Raw genomic sequence first — 18,617 nt, forward strand, 5'->3', positions numbered from 1 at the left:
AATTTAAAACATTATGAAAAAAATATTTATACCATTCATAGTATTAACATTAGTTGCGTGTAATATAGATCGATCACCGTTCGATTCTAAGGAGTCTGATGTAATATTAAATGACCCAACAGGACTGCAAACCATAACCTTAGGAAATTACGCTCTTTTGAAAGGCGACGCTAACGGAGGAGGATTTTTTAACAACTTATACAGAGTTGGAGAATACGGTGGAGATAACATTGATATTAGCGGAACAACATCCGATCAATTTTTCTATTATTACAATTACAGAAGCATTAAAAACAACGGACGATCTAACGTAATTTGGAATGCAGGTTATAAAGCTATCATAGGCTGTAATAGAGTTATATCTAAATTTCCCGAAGGAAAAGATGCAGATACAGATCAATTAATTGGTGAAAATTATTTCTTAAGAGCGTATGTTTATTTCTCTTTAGTGAATATGTTTGGAAAACCCTACAATCAAGGAACAGGAAATCTCGGAGTACCATTAAAGACTTCTGATGATGTGAACGAACTGCCACCAAGAGCAACAGTCGGAGCAATTTATGATCAGGTCGTTAGCGATTTGAAAAAGGCAGAACAGTTAATGACTCTTGATAAAAAGAATATTTACGCATCAAAAGAAGCTGCTCAGGCCTTACTTTCCAGAGTTTATCTTTACATGGAAAACAATGATAAAACTATTGAATATGCTGATAAAGTAATTAATTCCGGGAAATACATGATGCTTTCTAATTCTGAGCTTCCTTCTTACGCAACCAAAACACCGGAAAACAATAATGAAACCATTTTTGCATTTAAATATAACAAAGACGGCGATTACAGTGATGGCTGGTACACAATAGGTTCCATGTATGCCAATATTCAAAGTGTTGGTTGGGGTGAAATGTATGCGTCTTCTTCATATTTAGACCTGATCAGACAAAATCCTCAGGATGCAAGACTGAAATTTATTTCTCCTAAATATAGCAGTCCGCTAACTCCGGTTGCTTATTGGGTACAAAAAGGAACGAATGCAACGGGCGGAACTACTTATAGTTATGTTTTCCAGAAAACGTTTCAGCAAGGCGGAAACACTTATTTCACCATGAATAACGTGAATTATCAGGTATACAGTGAGGTTTTACCTAACAAAACGAATTACTATTTTAATAATTCAAGTGGTGTAAAAGTCTACGTTACTTTAGATAATGATATGGATAAAAGAAACGGATATCCTAAGTTTTATATCCTAAAATGTTCATTACAGGAAGGCGTTGCGCAACTATGGTCTCCTGTTGTAATAAGATTGGCAGAAATATATCTGAACCGAGCAGAAGCCTACGCAAAAAAAGGAATGACAACTTCTGCATTAGCTGATGTAAATATCATTAGAACAAGAGCCGGAATTCCTACATATGCTTCAGTTCCCGCAGGACAAACTACTTTAGAAGCCGTTCTTCAGGAAAGAAGACTTGAACTGGCTTTTGAAGCACAGAGAAAATATGATGTATTCAGAAATAAATTAAACTTAAACAGGGAATATCCGGGATCTCATTTAAATGGAACTAATCCGTTTTACACAATGCCTTATACCAACAACAGAATTATTGAATATATTCCGGAACAGCAGATTCAAATTCAACCAAATTTGATTCAAAATCCTGATTAATAATCAATTAAAATAAATTGAAATAAAAAGCTCCGAATCAAAGATTCGGAGCCTCAATTTAATCACTCATTACATATACCGGAGAAAATTAAAATTTCCATCCCAATGTAAGAAAGAAGTTATTTCTGATATTCTTCACATCCGAAACAATGAACGAATCACTCGCTACACTATTCGTTGCAGAGTAATAAGCAGAATTATTATTATCATCCAATACACCAAACATAAAAGGATTGGTATATTTTGAAGTTATATTCTGATAAGCAGCATCGATATAGAATGATTTGAAATCATATCCGATACCGAATGACAACGCATTTCTGTTATTAAGAATAAGGTTACCATAAGACTGATCAACCTGATCTCCTCCATCCGTATATCTTCCGATAGTCAAAGCATCAAACGGTGTTGAAGCGTAAGAATACCCACCTCTCAATCTCACTTGTTTTACTCTGTATTCTGCACCAACTCTTAATTCAGATAAGTTTTTATAATTATCCTTGAAGAAATTATTGATGTCGGTTTCAGTCTGAGTATATACTTTATACTTAGGCTTTGTAAGCCCTAATGTATAATCTACGTCCAAAGAGAAATTTTTACTGGCTACAAATGCCGCACTCACCGTTGCTTTAAGAGGCGAAGTGAATTTATTGCTTTCAAGGCCAATATCATCTCCGTAAACAGGATCATTGTAGAAATTATAGCTTTTATCGATAGTCCAGAAAGTAGGTGTTTCAATAGAAGCTCCTAATCTAAAGTTCGGGCTCAATTTGCCAATCACCCCTAATGAAGCTGAAAAACCATTAGATCTTTCATAATAAGGTGTTCCGTTCTTGCTGAAAAATTCTGTAGAATTATTAGTTGTAGAATTTAAAGAAGCCGTATCTGATTGATCAAGCGATGCATTGAAGAAATTCAAACCCGCACCGATATACAAATTATTATTATAGTTTGCACCTACTCCAAAACTTGTTTTAGATAAATTACCATATCTATTGTACGCATGTCTACCGAATGATGACGAATTACTTGTATCTACATCAGTAAAAAGTATATTGCTGTTTCCAGAAGTTTCAACGTAATTATCAAGTGACTGATTCGAGAAATTTACCCCAACATTAATGAACTTCCAAGCGCTTTCTGTCATCAATTGGAAAGTCATTACACCACCAATATTTCCAAGATCGCCTTTCGTATTATTATAACTTGTTGAAGCACCTGCCAATGTTGAAGTATTTTTGTTACCCATAATTGACAATGTCCCCGAAACCTCACCAGAGATAGCAACTCCCAAACCTGCCGGGTTGGTTAATAAAGAACTGGCATCTCCACCCAAAGCTCCATTAGCTCCTCCCATCGCATTAAACTTGGAAGACCCGATCATTGGAGAATTAGAGTAAACATCAACAGAATTTCTTAATATAGAAATATCCTGAGCCTGCGCAAAAAATGCCGCAGAAATACTCATCATTACTAAAGATTTTTTTAACATTATTTTTTTGAATAGTTATTAAATTTTGAAATATTATCTACCGCCTCTGAAGCCACCGCCTCCTCCGCCACCGGAAGATCTGAAACCTCCTCCACCGCCAGAAGAACCTCCTGATCTGAAGCCACCGCCTCCTCCGGAATTGTAACCTCCGCTAGATCTGAAACCTCCACTATCATTGGATCTGAATCCGCCATCATTTCTTCTAGGTTGTGATTGTTGATTATAATTGTAGTTTGGTCTTGGTTGAGAATTTCCATTACGGAATCCACCAGCTTGCCCATTATTTCTAAATCCGCCGGCTTGTCCGTTGTTTCTGAAACCGCCATTGCTTCCTTGCTGTCTGAAACCTCCGTTGGTAGATCCATTTCTGAAACCTCCATTATTTCCAGTATTGTTTCTGAAAGCACCATTATTATTTCTAAACCCGTTTCCACCGTTATTACCAGTTTTGAAACCATTGCTCATTCTGTTAAAGCTGTTTCCGTTAGAACCGCTTCTTCTGTAGATACCTCTGTTGTAATAACCATTACCCCAGTATCCACCGCCGTACCAACCTCCATAACCGTACCCGTAAGGGTTTCCGTAGTATCCACCACCCCAGAAAGGATCATAGAAACCTCCGTATCCATAACCCCAAGGACTATATCCCCAAGAACTTCCCCATCCCCAACCGAATGAGCTACCCCATCCGAAGGACATTCCCATGCCCCAACCTCTGTTCCAACCCCAATAGGGGCTGTAACCTCCATACCATCCCCAAGGAGAACCCCAAGAATTGTCGTAGTAGTTAGTTTGAGCGCCGGCAAAATTACCCCAGTCAGAATCTGTGGCATTTGAGTTCCAGTTATTGTCACTCCAAGAGTCGTATCTGTTATTTTGATCCTGAGAATTCTCCTGTGCATTTTGCACAATATTTGAATCCTGGTAATAATCATAATATTCACCTACTCTATTACCGTTATCATTATTAATAATAACGCCTTCAGGTAGTGTATCTTTATTCGGGTCATAATAAACCCCATCTGTCTCCGTGTATCCGCCCATCTGAGCCCCACAAGACATAAGCAGTAACCCGCCTGACACCGCCAAAATCCCTTTAGATTTCAACATACCAAGCAAATTTTTATGTATATTTCTTTTCATGATAACGTAAAGATTTTTAATTTAAATTATATTTGCAATCGGTACCAAAAATGTACCAAAATATCCACAATAAAATCTATCAAAAATAGATTTTATTTTTTAGATAACAATAATAGGGAAAAGTTAAAAAAAATTTTAAGAATAATGGCAAAATTAACCTCAAGAAGCGAAGATTACAGCAAATGGTATAACGAATTGGTTGTAAAAGCAGATTTAGCTGAAAACTCAGGGGTGCGAGGATGCATGGTTATAAAACCATACGGATATGCGATCTGGGAAAAAATGCGTGATGAAATGGATAAAAAATTCAAAGAAACAGGTCACGTTAATGCTTATTTCCCGCTTTTTGTGCCCAAAAGTTTGTTTGAAGCTGAAGAAAAAAATGCTGCCGGTTTTGCAAAAGAATGTGCTGTTGTTACCCATTACAGATTAAAAACAGACCCAAATAACCCTGCGAAGCTTATCGTAGATCCAGATGCTAAACTGGAAGAAGAATTGATCGTTCGTCCAACATCAGAAGCAATTATCTGGAGTACATATAAAAACTGGATTCAATCTTACAGAGATCTACCTATATTAATTAACCAATGGGCAAATGTTGTACGTTGGGAAATGAGAACCCGTTTATTTTTAAGAACGGCAGAATTCTTATGGCAGGAAGGTCACACCGCTCACGCTACAAAAGACGAGGCGGTTGAAGAAGCTGAAAAAATGAATAAAGTATATGCAGATTTTGCAGAAAACTTTATGGCAATGCCCGTAATTCAGGGGGTAAAAACTCCATCTGAAAGATTTGCAGGAGCTGATGAAACGTATTGTATCGAAGCATTAATGCAAGACGGAAAAGCTCTACAGGCAGGAACTTCTCACTTTTTAGGTCAGAATTTCGCTAAAGCTTTTGATGTAAAATTCACCAACAAAGAAGGTAAGATAGAACACGCTTGGGCAACATCTTGGGGAACTTCAACCCGTTTGATGGGAGCTTTAATTATGACGCACTCTGATGATTTAGGATTGGTATTGCCTCCAACTTTGGCGCCAATTCAGGTGGTGATTGTTCCTATCTTTAAAGGAGAAGAGCAATTAGAGCAAATCAGTGAAGTTGCTTTAGATATTCAGGCTAAACTGAAAGCTAAAGGTATTTCTGTGAAATTTGATAATGATACTCATAACAAACCAGGTTGGAAATTCGCAGAATACGAATTAAAAGGTGTTCCTGTAAGAATCGCAATGGGACCAAGAGATTTGGAAAATAAATCTGTTGAGATCGCAAGAAGAGATAATCTTACAAAAGAAACTCAGCCTATTGAAGGTTTAGATTCTTACATTGAAGAATTATTAAAAACAATTCAGAAAGATATTTATACTAAAGCCTATAACTTCAGACAAGAAAATATCACTAAAGTTGATACTTATGAAGAATTTAAAAAAGTTTTAGAAGAAAAAGGAGGTTTCATCTCTGCACATTGGGATGGTACGGAAGAAGAAGAAGAGCAGATCAAAGACGAAACTAAGGCAACCATCAGATGTATTCCTTTGGATGATGACATTGAAGAAGGTATTTCTCTTGTTTCAGGAAAACCATCTAAACGTCGAGTTTTATTCGCAAAAGCTTATTAATATTTAACATAATAAATTGATAAATCTTTAAAAATTTTCGTGATTTTTAAAGATTTTTTCATTTAAATCTATATTTGGACAGATTTTTGTTTAATTTTATATCAACATTAATCTCAAAATAATTTATTATGTCTTTAAATGTCATTGATTTAATTAAAGGACAATTAGGTCCTGCTTTGGTCTCTCAGGCTGCATCTCAGCTTGGAGAAAGTGAATCTGGTATTTCAAAAGCAATTGGAGGTTTATTACCTGCGATCGTGGGCGGATTAGCTAATAACTCAGATAATCCTGCTGTTTTGGACGCCATTTCGAATGCTTCTTCCAGTGGAATCTTAGGGAATTTATTGGGTAACTCCGCAAACAGTTCTTGGATAAGCACTTTACTATCTTCCATCTTTGGAGACAAAGTAAGCGGAATAGTAAACGCCATTGCAACGTATGCCGGAATTAGTAATAATTCTTCAAGCTCACTATTGAATTTAGTGACTGGAGCTACGCTTGGATCGGTTGGAAAATACGCGGCAGATAACAATTTAGACAAATCAGGGATCTCAAATTTACTGGGTGAACAAAAAGGGATTGTTTCAACATTGTTGCCTGCAGGACTTTCTTTAGCTTCATTAAATATTGGAGACTGGGCGAAAGGTTATAAGTTTGACAATGATGCTGATACGATAAAACAAACGGTACGCGAAGAGCCTAAAGTAGAGGTTACAAGAAGTACGACTCCTGTAGGAACAGACCCGGACAGAAACAATTCTGACGGTGGCGGATCTATCTGGAAATGGTTACTTCCTCTATTATTACTTCTTGCAGCTGGTTATTTCTTATGGAAACAGTGTGAGAAAAAAGAAACCACAACAACAACAGTAGCAACAGATTCAACTGCGGCGCCTGCTGATACGGCAGCAACGGTTACTTCAACTGATACTACAGCCGGAGTTGCATCAGCTAAAGTTGATGAAAACATCGACCTTAACGGTACAGCTCTTAAAGGTTACAAAGGTGGAATGGAAGATCAAATGATCGCTTTCCTAAAATCTGACAGCTACAAAAATGCTGCAGACGACAGTGCTTTGAAAGATAAATGGTATGATTTTGACCATGTAAACTTTAAATTAGGAAGCTCAACAGAATTAGAGGCTGGTTCTCAAGGACAATTGGAGAATTTAGCAGCTATTTTAAAAGCTTTCCCGGATGCTAAAATTAAAATCGGTGGTTATACTGACAAAACAGGTAACGAAGCGAGTAACGTAAAACTTTCAACTGCAAGAGCAGCTTACATCAAAGATTGGTTGGCAAAACAAAATCTTGGTGGACAAGTTTTAGGAGCTGAAGGATACGGAAGTCAATTTGCTAAAGTAGATGCAAAAGCTTCTGATGCTGAAAGAGCAGCTGACAGAAAAATGTCTGTAAGATTCGCAAAATAATCTTCATCAACACATAAGATCCCGAAAATTATTTTTCGGGATTTTTTTTGTTATATACATTGTATTTTCATTTATTTAATTAAATTTGTTAGTCATTTCTAACATTTATGAATCTGAATTTAAAAAACGCTTGGCGTAAAGATAAAACATCCCACTCTTTATCAGAAGTTTATGCTTCAATAAAAGTCCCTAAAAATGGAAGTTTTTGGAGGAAATATCTGGCTTTTGCAGGCCCCGGATTGATGATTGCTGTCGGATATATGGACCCTGGAAACTGGGCTACAGATATTGCCGGTGGTGCACAATTTGGGTATACTCTCCTATCCGTAATTCTTATTTCGAATATTTTCGCAATGGTTTTACAGCATTTGTCTGTGAAATTGGGCGTTGTTGCAGAAAGAGATCTTGCTCAGGCCTGTAGAGATCATTTTGGTCCGAAAACCAATTTTATGCTTTGGGTATTTTGTGAAATAGCCATTGCCGCCTGTGACCTCGCCGAGGTTATTGGTTCAGCGATTGCGTTGAACTTACTTTTCCATATTCCTTTGACTTGGGGAATTGTTATTACAACTGTAGATGTTTTAATTATACTTTTACTTCAGGCAAAAGGTTTCAGATGGATTGAAAGTATTGTTGGTGGACTTATTTTCATCATTCTAGCCTGTTTTATTTATGAAATTGTAATTTCTCAACCTGCTTTTAATGAAATTTTAGGTGGATTGGTTCCTCAAAAAGAAATTCTGCAAAATCCGGCGATGCTCTATATTGCGATCGGAATTTTGGGAGCTACCGTCATGCCCCACAACCTCTATTTACACAGCAGTATTGTTCAGACAAGAGATTATACCCGTGATACAGAAGGTAAAAAAGAAGCGATAAAATTTGCAACAATTGACAGCACGGTTTCTCTTATGCTTGCTTTTTTCATTAATGCTGCGATCCTTATTTTAGCCGCTGCGACTTTCCATACTACAGGAAATCATGATGTTGCAGATATTCATGATGCTTATAAAATGTTGACTCCAATTTTAGGAGCTTCAATGGCGAGTATTGCTTTTGCGATTGCTTTACTAGCATCGGGTCAGAACTCGACATTAACAGGAACTCTTGCCGGACAAATCGTAATGGAAGGTTTTTTAAATATTAAATTAAAGCCTTGGTTAAGAAGATTGATCACAAGATTGATCGCAGTAATTCCGGCCTTGATTGTAGCGATATTGTATGGTGAAAAAGGAACTACGGAGTTATTAGTTTTAAGTCAAGTTATCCTTTCTATGCAATTGAGTTTCGCTGTTGTTCCGCTTGTAATGTTTACCAATGACAAAGCAAAAATGGGCGAATTTGTAAATAAACCTTTGATGAAAATCTGCATCTGGATTATTTCATTTGTTATTATTATTTTAAATCTTTATTTATTATATCAAACTTTTTTTGGAGAATAGATTTAAAGGTGAATGGTGAATAGTCAATTTTTCCAGCTTGATTGTAAATTCACAATTGACTATTCACCATTCACTTTTTAGCCTCGATAGTAACGGTTACCCCACAGCAAGAAAGTGAGAGGGTTGGAGGATTTTAGCGTTGGCGTGTGCTGGCGCGAGGAGTATGAGTGGATAGCGAGATTAAGCTCCTGAAAAATATTTAGTCTGAAAAAGGTAACTAATTAAATAGGAAAAATTGACAATTTACAACTCCCAATTCACTCCTAATCCTGCCTTAATGTCCTGATTTTTTCTTTGGCAGTATCTTTGCCAAACAATTCATTAAAATAGTTATTGAAAATGGAAAATCAGGATATCAACGAAGAAAACATCAATACACAACAAGATACAAATACTCAGAACGAAACAGTTGCTGAAGAAAATGTGACAAATACTCCTAGTCCGGAAGAACTTTTGGCAGAAGAGAAAAACCGTTACATCCGTCTTTACGCTGAGTTCGAAAATTATAAAAAAAGAACTTCTAAAGAGAAAATGGAATTTTTCCAATATGCAAATCAAGACATGATGGTATCTATGCTTGGTGTGCTGGATGATTTTGAAAGAGCTTTAAAAGAGATCGCTAAAAACGGAAACGAAGCAGACCTTCAAGGCGTTGAGCTTATTTATCAGAAACTTAAAAATAAACTTACTGAAAAAGGTTTGAAAGTAATGGAAGTAAGAGCCGGAGATACTTTTAATGTAGATCTTCACGAGGCTATTACTCAAATCCCTTCACCTTCTGAAGACTTGAAAGGTAAAATTGTAGACGTTATCGAAACCGGATACATGTTAGGCGAAAAAGTAATTCGTTTTGCAAAAGTAGTAACAGGAAACTAAATTCATCAATGATAAATGATGAGAGATAATTGATAGGCTATAAGCCAGAAGCAATAGGCATCAATTATCATTTATCGATAATCAATTATAAAAAGACATGTCAAAAAGAGATTATTACGAGGTTCTTGAACTTAGCAAATCTGCATCAGCCGAAGAAATAAAGAAAGCGTACCGTAAAATGGCGATCAAATTTCACCCAGATAAAAATCCGGGAGATAAAGAAGCCGAAGAAAAATTCAAAGAAGCAGCAGAAGCTTATGAAATATTAAGCGACGACAATAAACGTGCAAGATACGACCAGTATGGTCATGCAGGAGTTGGCGGAAACGGTGGCTTTGGCGGCGGAGGCGGTTTCGGAGGCGGAATGAATATGGAGGATATTTTCAGTCAGTTTGGAGATATTTTCGGTGGTCATTTCGGCGGTGGCGGTGGCTTTGGCGGAGGACAACAGCAAGTGAAAGGTTCTAATTTAAGAATCAGAATCAAGCTGAACCTTGAAGAGATGGTAAACGGAACCCAAAAAACTCTTAAAGTAAAAAAAATGAAGACAGCACCTGGTGCTACTTCAAAAACGTGTCCTACATGTAACGGTTCTGGTGTTCAACTGAAAGTAATGAACACAATGTTCGGACAAATGCAGACACAGACCACTTGTGGAACTTGTCAGGGAATCGGGAAAGTTGCCGATAAAATTCCTGCAGGTGCCAATGCACAAGGTTTAATAAAAGATGAAGAAGAAATCACTATCAACATTCCTGCAGGAGCTAGAGACGGAATCCAGCTTAATGTAAGAGGAAAAGGTAATGACGCTCCATTTGGAGGTATTCCCGGAGATCTATTGGTGATTGTAGAGGAAGAAGTAGATCAAGTAATTAAAAGAGAAGGTGATAATCTTCACCAAGAATTATATATTTCGTTTGCTGAAGCTTCATTGGGAACTAAGAGAGAAATCCCTACTGTTGGTGGAAAAGTGAAGATCACGATCGAACCTGGCACACAATCCGGAAAGATCCTAAGACTGGCAGGAAAAGGCTTACCAAGCATCGACAGCTATGGAAAAGGAGATATGTTTATCCACATCAATGTATGGACTCCACAAAAACTGACGAAAGAACAGAAAGACTTCTTCGAAAAGCAGATGTCTAGCGGAGAAATGATTGCAGAACCTTCCGGAAAAGAAAAAACTTTCTTTGATAAAGTGAAAGATTTATTCAACTAAAAATATTTAAAAGAGACTTATTGCAAGTCTCTTTTTTTTATTAATTTGCAAAAAAAATATTAACACATGAAACCACGCATTTTTGTAAGTTCAACATATTATGATCTTAAACACGTTAGGGAAAGACTTGAACATTTCATTGATAATTATGGATTTGAATCCGTTCTTTTTGAAAGCGATAAAGTAACTTATGAATTTGATAAACCTATTGATTCTTCAGCATATAATGAAGTATCTCTATGTCATATTATGATATTAATTGTAGGTGGTAGATATGGCTCAACAGCAACTAATGGAAATACAACTGAAGATATAAAAAAATATGAACAGGAATATATTTCTGTTACACGAAAAGAATTCGAAACTGCATTAGAAAAAAATATTCCGTTGTTTATATTTATAGAAAAAAATGTCTTTTCTGAATATAGGACCTTTAAAGAAAATCAAGATTTTTTAGAAAATTTAAATTATTATGAAAATATTGAGAATAAATCTAAACCTAATTTTAAATTTGCACATGTAGATTCTGTTAATATTTTTAGGTTTATTGATTTACTTATAACTAAACCTGTTAAAACTTTTGAAAAAATTGAACAAATTGAAAATTATTTACAAAATCAATTTGCAGGTTTATTTTATTTATATTTAGACAGTTTACAAAAGCAAAAAGAGGTTTCTAAAGTTTTAAATAGTGTAGAAGAGCTTAATAATATTACATTAAGAATGAGCACAATGTTAAATAGTGTTGGCGAGAAAATTTTAGGAAAAGATAACAATGAATATGAAAAAGTTATAAATCAGCAGTTTCTAATTATAAGTGATTTTTTTTGCGATCAAATCTTTGATTTTTTTCATCAAAAAACTGTAGCACTTACAGAAAATCGTTTTGATATTAATGATGAGCAGCAAAATGCAATCACTTCTTTTATTTTTGATGAAATTTTAAATAATGATATAACAATTCCCCAATTTAAATCAAAAGCACAAAGGGGAGTTTTTGTAAAAGAATATAATATAGAAAAAATAAACCAATTTAATAAGCTTTTAGAAGAAAATAAAATTCCTTTTAAAATTGAATATTTACAACTTACAACTCTTAATAATAAATTTAATACAAAAGTAAAGCCATATATTTTAAATATTGAGTCTGTGAATATGTTCAAGGAAAGGTTATCCAATGAGGTGGAAATTTTATTTGATAACTAAATAAAATTTCACCATATCTTTTCAATTAATTAAAGTTAATATTTGTATGAAGAAAATTTTATCTTTTTTATTACTTTCACAGTTGCTATATTCACAGGAAACACCAAGATATTTATTTGGTGATCTCTACTTTGCAGATCCTTCAATTCATGTTTTTAATAATAAAATCTACATCTACCCTTCTCATGATATTGATACGGAAGTAAAAGATCCTACAAACGGAGGTCATTATAATATGAAGGATTATCATGTCTTGTCGATGGACAATATTCAACAGGAAAAGGCAAAAGATCTTGGAATTATTTTAAAATTAGAAGATATTCCGTGGGCAGAAAAACAACTTTGGGCTCCTGATTGTGTGGAGAAAAATGGTAAATATTATCTTTATTTTCCTGCAAAAGATAAAAATGGGTTATTTAAAATCGGTGTGGCAGTAAGCAACAAACCGGAAGGATCTTTTAAAGCAGAAAAAAATCCAATCAAAGGAAGCTACAGCATTGATCCTGCAGTTTTAAAAGACAAGGGTAATTACTACATTTATTTCGGAGGTCTGAAAGGCGGACAATTGGAAAAATACAGGAATAATAAAGCTTTAAAAAATTCCATTGAACCTAAAAAAGAGGAAAATGCTTTATCTCCAAAAATAGCTTTATTAAACAAAAACATGACCGAGTTTGCGGAAGAACCAAGAGACATCCAAATTCTTGATAAAGATGGAAACCCATTGAAAGCAGGTGATAACGACCGCCGTTTTTTTGAAGGAGCTTGGATTCATCAATACAACAACAAATTCTATCTTTCCTACTCTACCGGAGATACTCACAAGCTCGTTTATGCAATCGGTAGCACACCTTATGGACCGTTTATCTTTCAGGAGGAAATACTGACTCCCGTTGTTGGCTGGACGACTCATCACAGCATTGTTCAGATCGATAATAAATGGTATTTATTTTATCACGACAGCAAACCTTCTGGCGGAAAAAATCATTTAAGAAGTCTAAAAGTAAGAGAACTTGTTTATGATGAAAACGGTCTGATCAAAACAATGAATGGACAGGGTTAAAGTAAATATTTTACCTTTCTATTCACAAAAACCAAGAGCAAACTCACAACTAAAAGAACCGCAATAAAAATTACAAATTCAAATGATGGAAGATTCAGATCAAAGATCCAGTTCATAATTAATGGATGTACCAAGTAAATTGCAGTCGATAAACTTGCTAAAATTTTAGAATCCGTTTTAAAAGGTAAATTTTTACAGTATAAAAATACCAGCGGACAAGCCATTAATAAAGAAATCAATAAATCAATGCTTTCTTTTTGGTTTAAATGAATGACTTTATAATTTAAAAAAGATTCAAAAATAACAAGAGCGATCGACGCTAAAACTAGCAATAATGAAGGTTTTTGTTTGACATCGATATTCAGTTTTTTAATCAAAAAACCTATTCCCAAAAAAGGAAAACAGACAAATAAAAAGTTCCTATAAAACGGATATAAATTCAATGTTGAATCCAGTTCACCTGTAAAATAATGCAGATTTCCCAAAAGCTGAATGGTATAACCGATGCCGAATAAAACAATAATGGTTGCAACCAACGTAGAAGTCGATTTTTTCTTTAAAGCAAACAAAAGAATTCCAGCAAATAAAGTCCCAATCAGATACCATAAATGGTGATAACCAAAAACAATATTAGTGAAACCCATCCCCTCTTTCCACAACAGAATGTAGATTATCGACCAAATTGAATAGAGCAAAAATGTTCTTATTGTCCATTTTTTCAACTTATCAAAAGTATCAACAAAGTAAAAATAATATCCCGTGATAATTAGAAAAACAGGCACTCCAATTCTAAAAAGTCCGTTGACGAGAACATAACTTAACGACGGATACTCATCTCTCAAAAGATGCATGTGCAAAAAAACGACAAAAAATGCCAGAATTATTTTTAATACATCAATTGATAAGCTTCTCATAAAATTATTTCCTAACCGCTGAAACCACTTTTTTCCCTAAAGTGAAAAGTGCCACAGCTCCCAATCCGCCAACGATCCCAAAAGTAAGTTCTTTCAAGACATCCGGCCATGTTGGAAGTAAATGATGAAGAAATTCTACTCTGTGTACAAAAATTCCACCAGCTACCATTATCAAAGCAATCGTACCAACTACGCCTAAAATTTTAATAACAATTGGCAAAGCCTTCACCAATAAATGACCTAATGTTCCGAAGAAGCCTTTATCATTACTTTTTTTGATCAATTTAAATCCGGCATCATCCATTCTTACGATTAAAGCTACAATTCCGTAAACTCCTACAGTCGCAATAAATGCAACCAGACTCGTTACTAAAATCTGCGTAATGAAAGGATGATTTTCTTCCAAAACAGTTCCCAAAGCAATAATTACGATCTCGATAGATAAAATAAAATCTGTTGTAATGGCCGATTTAACTTTAGCTTTTTCTATTTCTTCAGAGCTTTTTCCGTCTTCTTCAATTTCTTCTACCACTTCATGCCCTTTTTTGTCACGGTGAAAAAGAAATTCTATAACCTTTTCAACTCCTTCGAAAGCTAAATATAGTCCTCCTAGAATCAACACATAGTTAATCGCTGGAGCATATAACCAATTGATTAAAAACACGATAGGCAAAATGATCAATTTATTGATAAAAGATCCTTTTGTGATCGCCCATAAAACCGGGATCTCACGTGAAGAAAGGAAGCCGGTAGCTTTTTCTGCATTTACAGCCAGGTCATCTCCTAAGATTCCCGCTGTTTTTTGAGTCGCTATTTTACTTGTAACCGCCACATCATCCATCAAAGCTGCGATATCATCCAAAATTGCAAAAAAACCAGATGCCATATTTTAATGTTTTTTTAATAATTGTTAAAGAGCAAAAATAATTATTTAATTCGACTTTTTCATGATTATTAAAGGTTTTAAGAGACAACTTATTGAAACTTTTATTTGAAGCTTTTTCCCGCTTTTCATTACAATCTTTTTTTTTCAAAAAAGGATTTTCATTGCAATCGGGGCTAGGGTTACAGCCGTCAATTTAAAAATTAGCCGAAACAACATCAACAATTAAAACAACATGTAGATTTAACAAACAAGAAATAATTTCATCAAAAAGGAGACTTTAAAGTACTATTATGAAGATTCTCATTCTATTTTTTTCAATTCTTATTTCAAATTTCGCATCAGCCCAAACAAAATATATTTTAGCATTATCAAAAGCGGACAAAAAAATGGTTGTTTTAAATTACAACACGCTTGAAATTATTGCGAAAATCCCTGTAGGAGAAGATCCGCATGAAGTGGTAACCTCTGATGATGGTTCGGTTGCATATATTGCCAATACAGTTAACGGAACTGCACACGAAATCAATGTTATAGATTTGAAAACTTTTAAACCAATTAAAAATATTGACACCAGACCTTTGTATGGCTCTCATGGATTGGCTTATGTAAAAGATAAACTCTGGTTCACCGCCCAAGGCTCCAAAGCCGTTGGAAGATATGATGTAAAAGAAGACAAACTTGAATGGTCAATGGGAACCGGACAAAATATCACTCATCTTTTATATGTAACTCCGGATGCCGAACATTTTTATACAACCAATGTAGAATCGGGAACAGTAAGTATTTTCGATCATGTTTTGTTGCAACCTACTATGCCACCAACCGGAGTTTTACCTCCTAATGCAAAACCGAGATGGGACTGGATTCAAACTTTAGTGAATGTTGGAAAAGGTGCAGAAGGTTTTGATGTTTCTCTCGATGGAAAAGAATTGTGGACCGCAAGACCTGACGGACATATTGTAATTGTTAACCTCGAAAAAAGAGAAGTTAAGGCTGATATTGATGCAAAAGTATTGGGACTTCATCGGTTAAAATTTACTCCAGATGGTAAATATGTTTGTATTGTGAGTGTAAAAACCGGTGAATTGTTATTTTATGACAGCAAAACTCGAAAAGAAGTTAAAAGAATAAATGCAGGACAAGGCGCTGCCATGTTGATGGATAAAGAAAAAAACAGACTTTTTATGTCTTGTACTCCCAACAATTCTGTCTCTGTAATTGATCTCAATACCATGGAAGTTATAAAAAAATTAGATATTGGCGGAAGACCAGACGGTTTGACGGTTGCTGAATTAAAATAATTAGTTTAAAAACAGAAAAAACTTAGCTCATTAAATTAATGGAATAAAAAAGCAAAGAAACACGGAGTTCCTTTGCTTAAAATCTATATAGTTAGCTATTTTTATATCCTTTTTTAATATTAAAAATCCTTCATAGTAACATACCATATTGCACCAAAAATATTTGAAGCTCCTATCATAACTCTCTTACCTGCTGGTATTACGCTGATCGAAGTAGTTCCAGTTACAAATAATGGAGCACCACATACTCTCACACTTTTAGTATCGTTAGCTGCAACTATATTAATTGTTCTTCTTTGCTGAGTAGTAGGATCCGGTAACTGAACATCACATCCTGATGTTCTTGGATGCGTAACCCAAATTGTATAGTTAGGAGCATTAGTTTGATCTAAAACATAGGTTCCATTAGCTTCACTATTGACATTGATAACATGATGTGATACATTAGCAATATTAACAGTTCCATCTGCATCAATTGGCGAATTAGTCCATTTAGGAGCTGCACCCGCTCCGCTTGATGTAAGAAGCTGTCCGGCAGTTCCCGGACTACCTCCCGTTGTGGCATTACCACCTACGTTAAGTTCACTAGTAAGTTGCATAGTACCATTAACATGTAATGTCTCTTGGGGAGTTGATGTATTAATACCTATTCTTCCAGCAGAAGTAATTCTCATACGTTCTAAATAAGAAGATCCTAAAGAGTTTCCAAAGAAGAAATCTTCACCAGTTGCAGTACGTAAACTTCCTATTCCCCAGTTTGCACCCCCACCTGTAGGTCCTGTATTGGAAAATCCTAAAAGAGCAAAATTACCAGTTGCCACCGGAGATGTATTTCTTATTGCCATAATAGATTGCTGATTAGTACCTGCAGGAGCATCGAAAAGTGAAAATCTATTGGCAACAGCTGCTGTACTTACTACATGAAACTTATTCTCAGGCGTTGCAGTACCAATTCCCACTCTATTGTTTGCTGCATCTACAGACAGTGTAGTTCCGTCAACAGAAAAAGCGTTAGCTGCAGTTCCGGTAAAAGCTAAAGTATTCGCTCCCTGAGTTACAATTCTATTTCCTGTAAGCGTACCATCCGAATTATAAATATTTACACTAGCTGGTGCTGCTTCAGGTGTTTGCCAAGTAGGAGCTGCTCCTGCACCTGCTGAAGTAAGGATTTGCCCTGCTGTACCAGCACTTCCTGCGGTAGTTGCATTTCCTCCAACATTCAATTCACTTGTAATTTGCAAATCTCCATTAACATGAAGTTTCTTTTGAGGTGTTGCAGTTCCGATACCTGTATTTCCTGTATTTGGTCTTATTGTAAAGAATTTATTATAAGCTCCTCCACTACTGAACAATATATTAAAGTTACTATCAATATTTGTAGTACTATTCTGAATACTTCCCATACCCCAAGTTGCTCCACCGCCGTTATAAGAATTAAAGCCCATCAAAGCGGTATTATTAATAGCTACCGGTGAGGTATTGATAATACGGAACTGAGTTGCTTCGGATGTACCAATTGCCTGAGCTACATCTAGCTTAACTCCAGGTGAAGAAGTACCAATCCCTACATTTCCAGCACTTTGCGTCTGCATGACAACATTACCCGTATTCTTTGCATTAAGAGAAAGGTCTGCATTAGTGTTAGTTCCTATAGACTGAATACCATTCCAACCAATTCCAACTCCTTGAGTAAGGTTATTAGCTAAAATTGAAGCAATCCCTTGAAATTGATTAGTATTTGTAGCATCTACCACAGTTAACTTATTTGTAGGATTTGTATTTCCTATTCCAACTCTGTGATTAGCAGCATCTACCGATAGTGTAGTTCCGTCTACAGAAAATGCGTTGGCAGCAGTTCCGTTAAATGCCAAGGTATGTGCGCCTTGAGTTACAATTCTGTTTCCTGTAAGAGATCCATCTGAGTTATAAATGTTTACAGAAGCAGAACTAGAATTGCTTGGGTTATCTAATTTCACCCAGACAGAACCATTAAAAAAGTAGTACCCTACAGCATCTACATTCACAGTTGTTCCGGTTTGGGTACCAGTACTTACACTGTTAATAAATACCATCGTGGAAGTCGGAGTTCCTGTCATGCTTTGAGCTCTTTGCCTATCTACACGGGGAACCAAAAGACCATCTACATTACTAGAAGTACCTGTAGAATTTGTTGCCGTGACATCTAAAGTAGATTTAGGATCAGAAGTTTTAATTCCTACTTGCGCGTAGGAGAGCGTCCCTAATAGTAATAGGGAGCCTAAGTAAGCTTTTTTCATCTTTCGTTTATGTGTTTGTATTTTACATGGCAAATATATAAAAAAAAAATGATTTTTCAATATAAAAATTACGAAATCATTAG

Annotated in this window: 14 protein-coding genes; 9 read left to right on the forward strand and 5 right to left on the reverse strand. The window is 35.4% G+C overall.

Features of this window, described 5'->3' with window-relative positions; translation table 11 throughout:
• Window positions 1-13: 13 nt before the first annotated feature.
• Window positions 14-1,666 carry a RagB/SusD family nutrient uptake outer membrane protein gene (locus AC1Q7L_RS10565; RefSeq protein WP_492305940.1) on the forward strand — a complete coding sequence of 551 codons (1,653 nt, stop codon included), beginning with the start codon at window positions 14-16 and terminating at the stop codon, window positions 1,664-1,666.
• Between the two features lie 88 nt (window positions 1,667-1,754).
• Here the strand turns inward: AC1Q7L_RS10565 and AC1Q7L_RS10570 are convergent, their stop codons facing one another.
• Both AC1Q7L_RS10570 and AC1Q7L_RS10575 read right to left on the reverse strand, forming a co-directional pair.
• Complete coding sequence (locus tag AC1Q7L_RS10570; RefSeq protein WP_410693780.1) at window positions 1,755-3,158, reverse strand: OmpP1/FadL family transporter; 1,404 nt, start codon at window positions 3,156-3,158, stop codon at window positions 1,755-1,757.
• Window positions 3,159-3,191: 33 nt separating this feature from the next.
• A complete protein-coding gene (locus AC1Q7L_RS10575) occupies window positions 3,192-4,301 on the reverse strand; it encodes a prolyl-tRNA synthetase (protein ID WP_492305941.1) in 1,110 nt (369 codons plus the stop codon).
• Window positions 4,302-4,445: 144 nt separating this feature from the next.
• Here AC1Q7L_RS10575 and proS point away from each other — a divergent pair, with 144 nt between their 5' ends.
• The 7 genes from proS (at window position 4,446) to AC1Q7L_RS10610 (ending at window position 13,157) form a co-directional block, all read left to right on the forward strand.
• Window positions 4,446-5,921: a proline--tRNA ligase gene (gene proS / locus AC1Q7L_RS10580; protein ID WP_066759428.1), complete on the forward strand. Its 1,476-nt coding sequence runs from the start codon at window positions 4,446-4,448 to the stop codon at window positions 5,919-5,921.
• A 128-nt stretch (window positions 5,922-6,049) separates the two neighbouring features.
• On the forward strand, window positions 6,050-7,351 hold the full coding sequence (locus AC1Q7L_RS10585) for an OmpA family protein (RefSeq protein ID WP_492305942.1): 1,302 nt from the start codon (window positions 6,050-6,052) through the stop codon (window positions 7,349-7,351).
• A 107-nt stretch (window positions 7,352-7,458) separates the two neighbouring features.
• Window positions 7,459-8,793 carry an Nramp family divalent metal transporter gene (locus AC1Q7L_RS10590; RefSeq protein WP_410693784.1) on the forward strand — a complete coding sequence of 445 codons (1,335 nt, stop codon included), beginning with the start codon at window positions 7,459-7,461 and terminating at the stop codon, window positions 8,791-8,793.
• 339 nt (window positions 8,794-9,132) lie between these two features.
• A complete protein-coding gene (locus AC1Q7L_RS10595; protein ID WP_410693785.1) occupies window positions 9,133-9,669 on the forward strand; it encodes a nucleotide exchange factor GrpE in 537 nt (178 codons plus the stop codon).
• 97 nt (window positions 9,670-9,766) lie between these two features.
• Window positions 9,767-10,888, forward strand: a complete 1,122-nt coding sequence (dnaJ, locus tag AC1Q7L_RS10600) for a molecular chaperone DnaJ (protein WP_492305943.1) — start codon at window positions 9,767-9,769, stop codon at window positions 10,886-10,888.
• Window positions 10,889-10,954: 66 nt separating this feature from the next.
• The gene (locus AC1Q7L_RS10605) at window positions 10,955-12,094 is read left to right on the forward strand and encodes a DUF4062 domain-containing protein (protein ID WP_492305944.1); all 1,140 of its coding nucleotides are present in this window, start codon (window positions 10,955-10,957) and stop codon (window positions 12,092-12,094) included.
• Window positions 12,095-12,140: 46 nt separating this feature from the next.
• On the forward strand, window positions 12,141-13,157 hold the full coding sequence (locus tag AC1Q7L_RS10610; RefSeq protein WP_492305945.1) for a glycoside hydrolase family 43 protein: 1,017 nt from the start codon (window positions 12,141-12,143) through the stop codon (window positions 13,155-13,157).
• Here AC1Q7L_RS10610 and AC1Q7L_RS10615 read toward each other — a convergent pair.
• Window positions 13,154-14,071, reverse strand: a complete 918-nt coding sequence (locus AC1Q7L_RS10615) for an acyltransferase family protein (RefSeq protein WP_492305946.1) — start codon at window positions 14,069-14,071, stop codon at window positions 13,154-13,156. The genes AC1Q7L_RS10610 and AC1Q7L_RS10615 overlap by 4 nt on opposite strands.
• 4 nt (window positions 14,072-14,075) lie before the next feature.
• Window positions 14,076-14,957, reverse strand: a complete 882-nt coding sequence (locus tag AC1Q7L_RS10620) for a DUF808 domain-containing protein (protein ID WP_492305947.1) — start codon at window positions 14,955-14,957, stop codon at window positions 14,076-14,078.
• Window positions 14,958-15,247: 290 nt separating this feature from the next.
• On the opposite strand from AC1Q7L_RS10620, the gene AC1Q7L_RS10625 reads away from it, so the two are divergent.
• Window positions 15,248-16,258 carry a beta-propeller fold lactonase family protein gene (locus tag AC1Q7L_RS10625; RefSeq protein ID WP_492305948.1) on the forward strand — a complete coding sequence of 337 codons (1,011 nt, stop codon included), beginning with the start codon at window positions 15,248-15,250 and terminating at the stop codon, window positions 16,256-16,258.
• A 119-nt stretch (window positions 16,259-16,377) separates the two neighbouring features.
• Here the strand turns inward: AC1Q7L_RS10625 and AC1Q7L_RS10630 are convergent, their stop codons facing one another.
• The gene (locus tag AC1Q7L_RS10630) at window positions 16,378-18,534 is read right to left on the reverse strand and encodes a beta strand repeat-containing protein (protein ID WP_492305949.1); all 2,157 of its coding nucleotides are present in this window, start codon (window positions 18,532-18,534) and stop codon (window positions 16,378-16,380) included.
• Between the last annotated feature and the right edge of the window lie 83 nt (window positions 18,535-18,617).

The organism is Chryseobacterium sp. GW823-FHT05E08 (genome assembly GCF_058795655.1).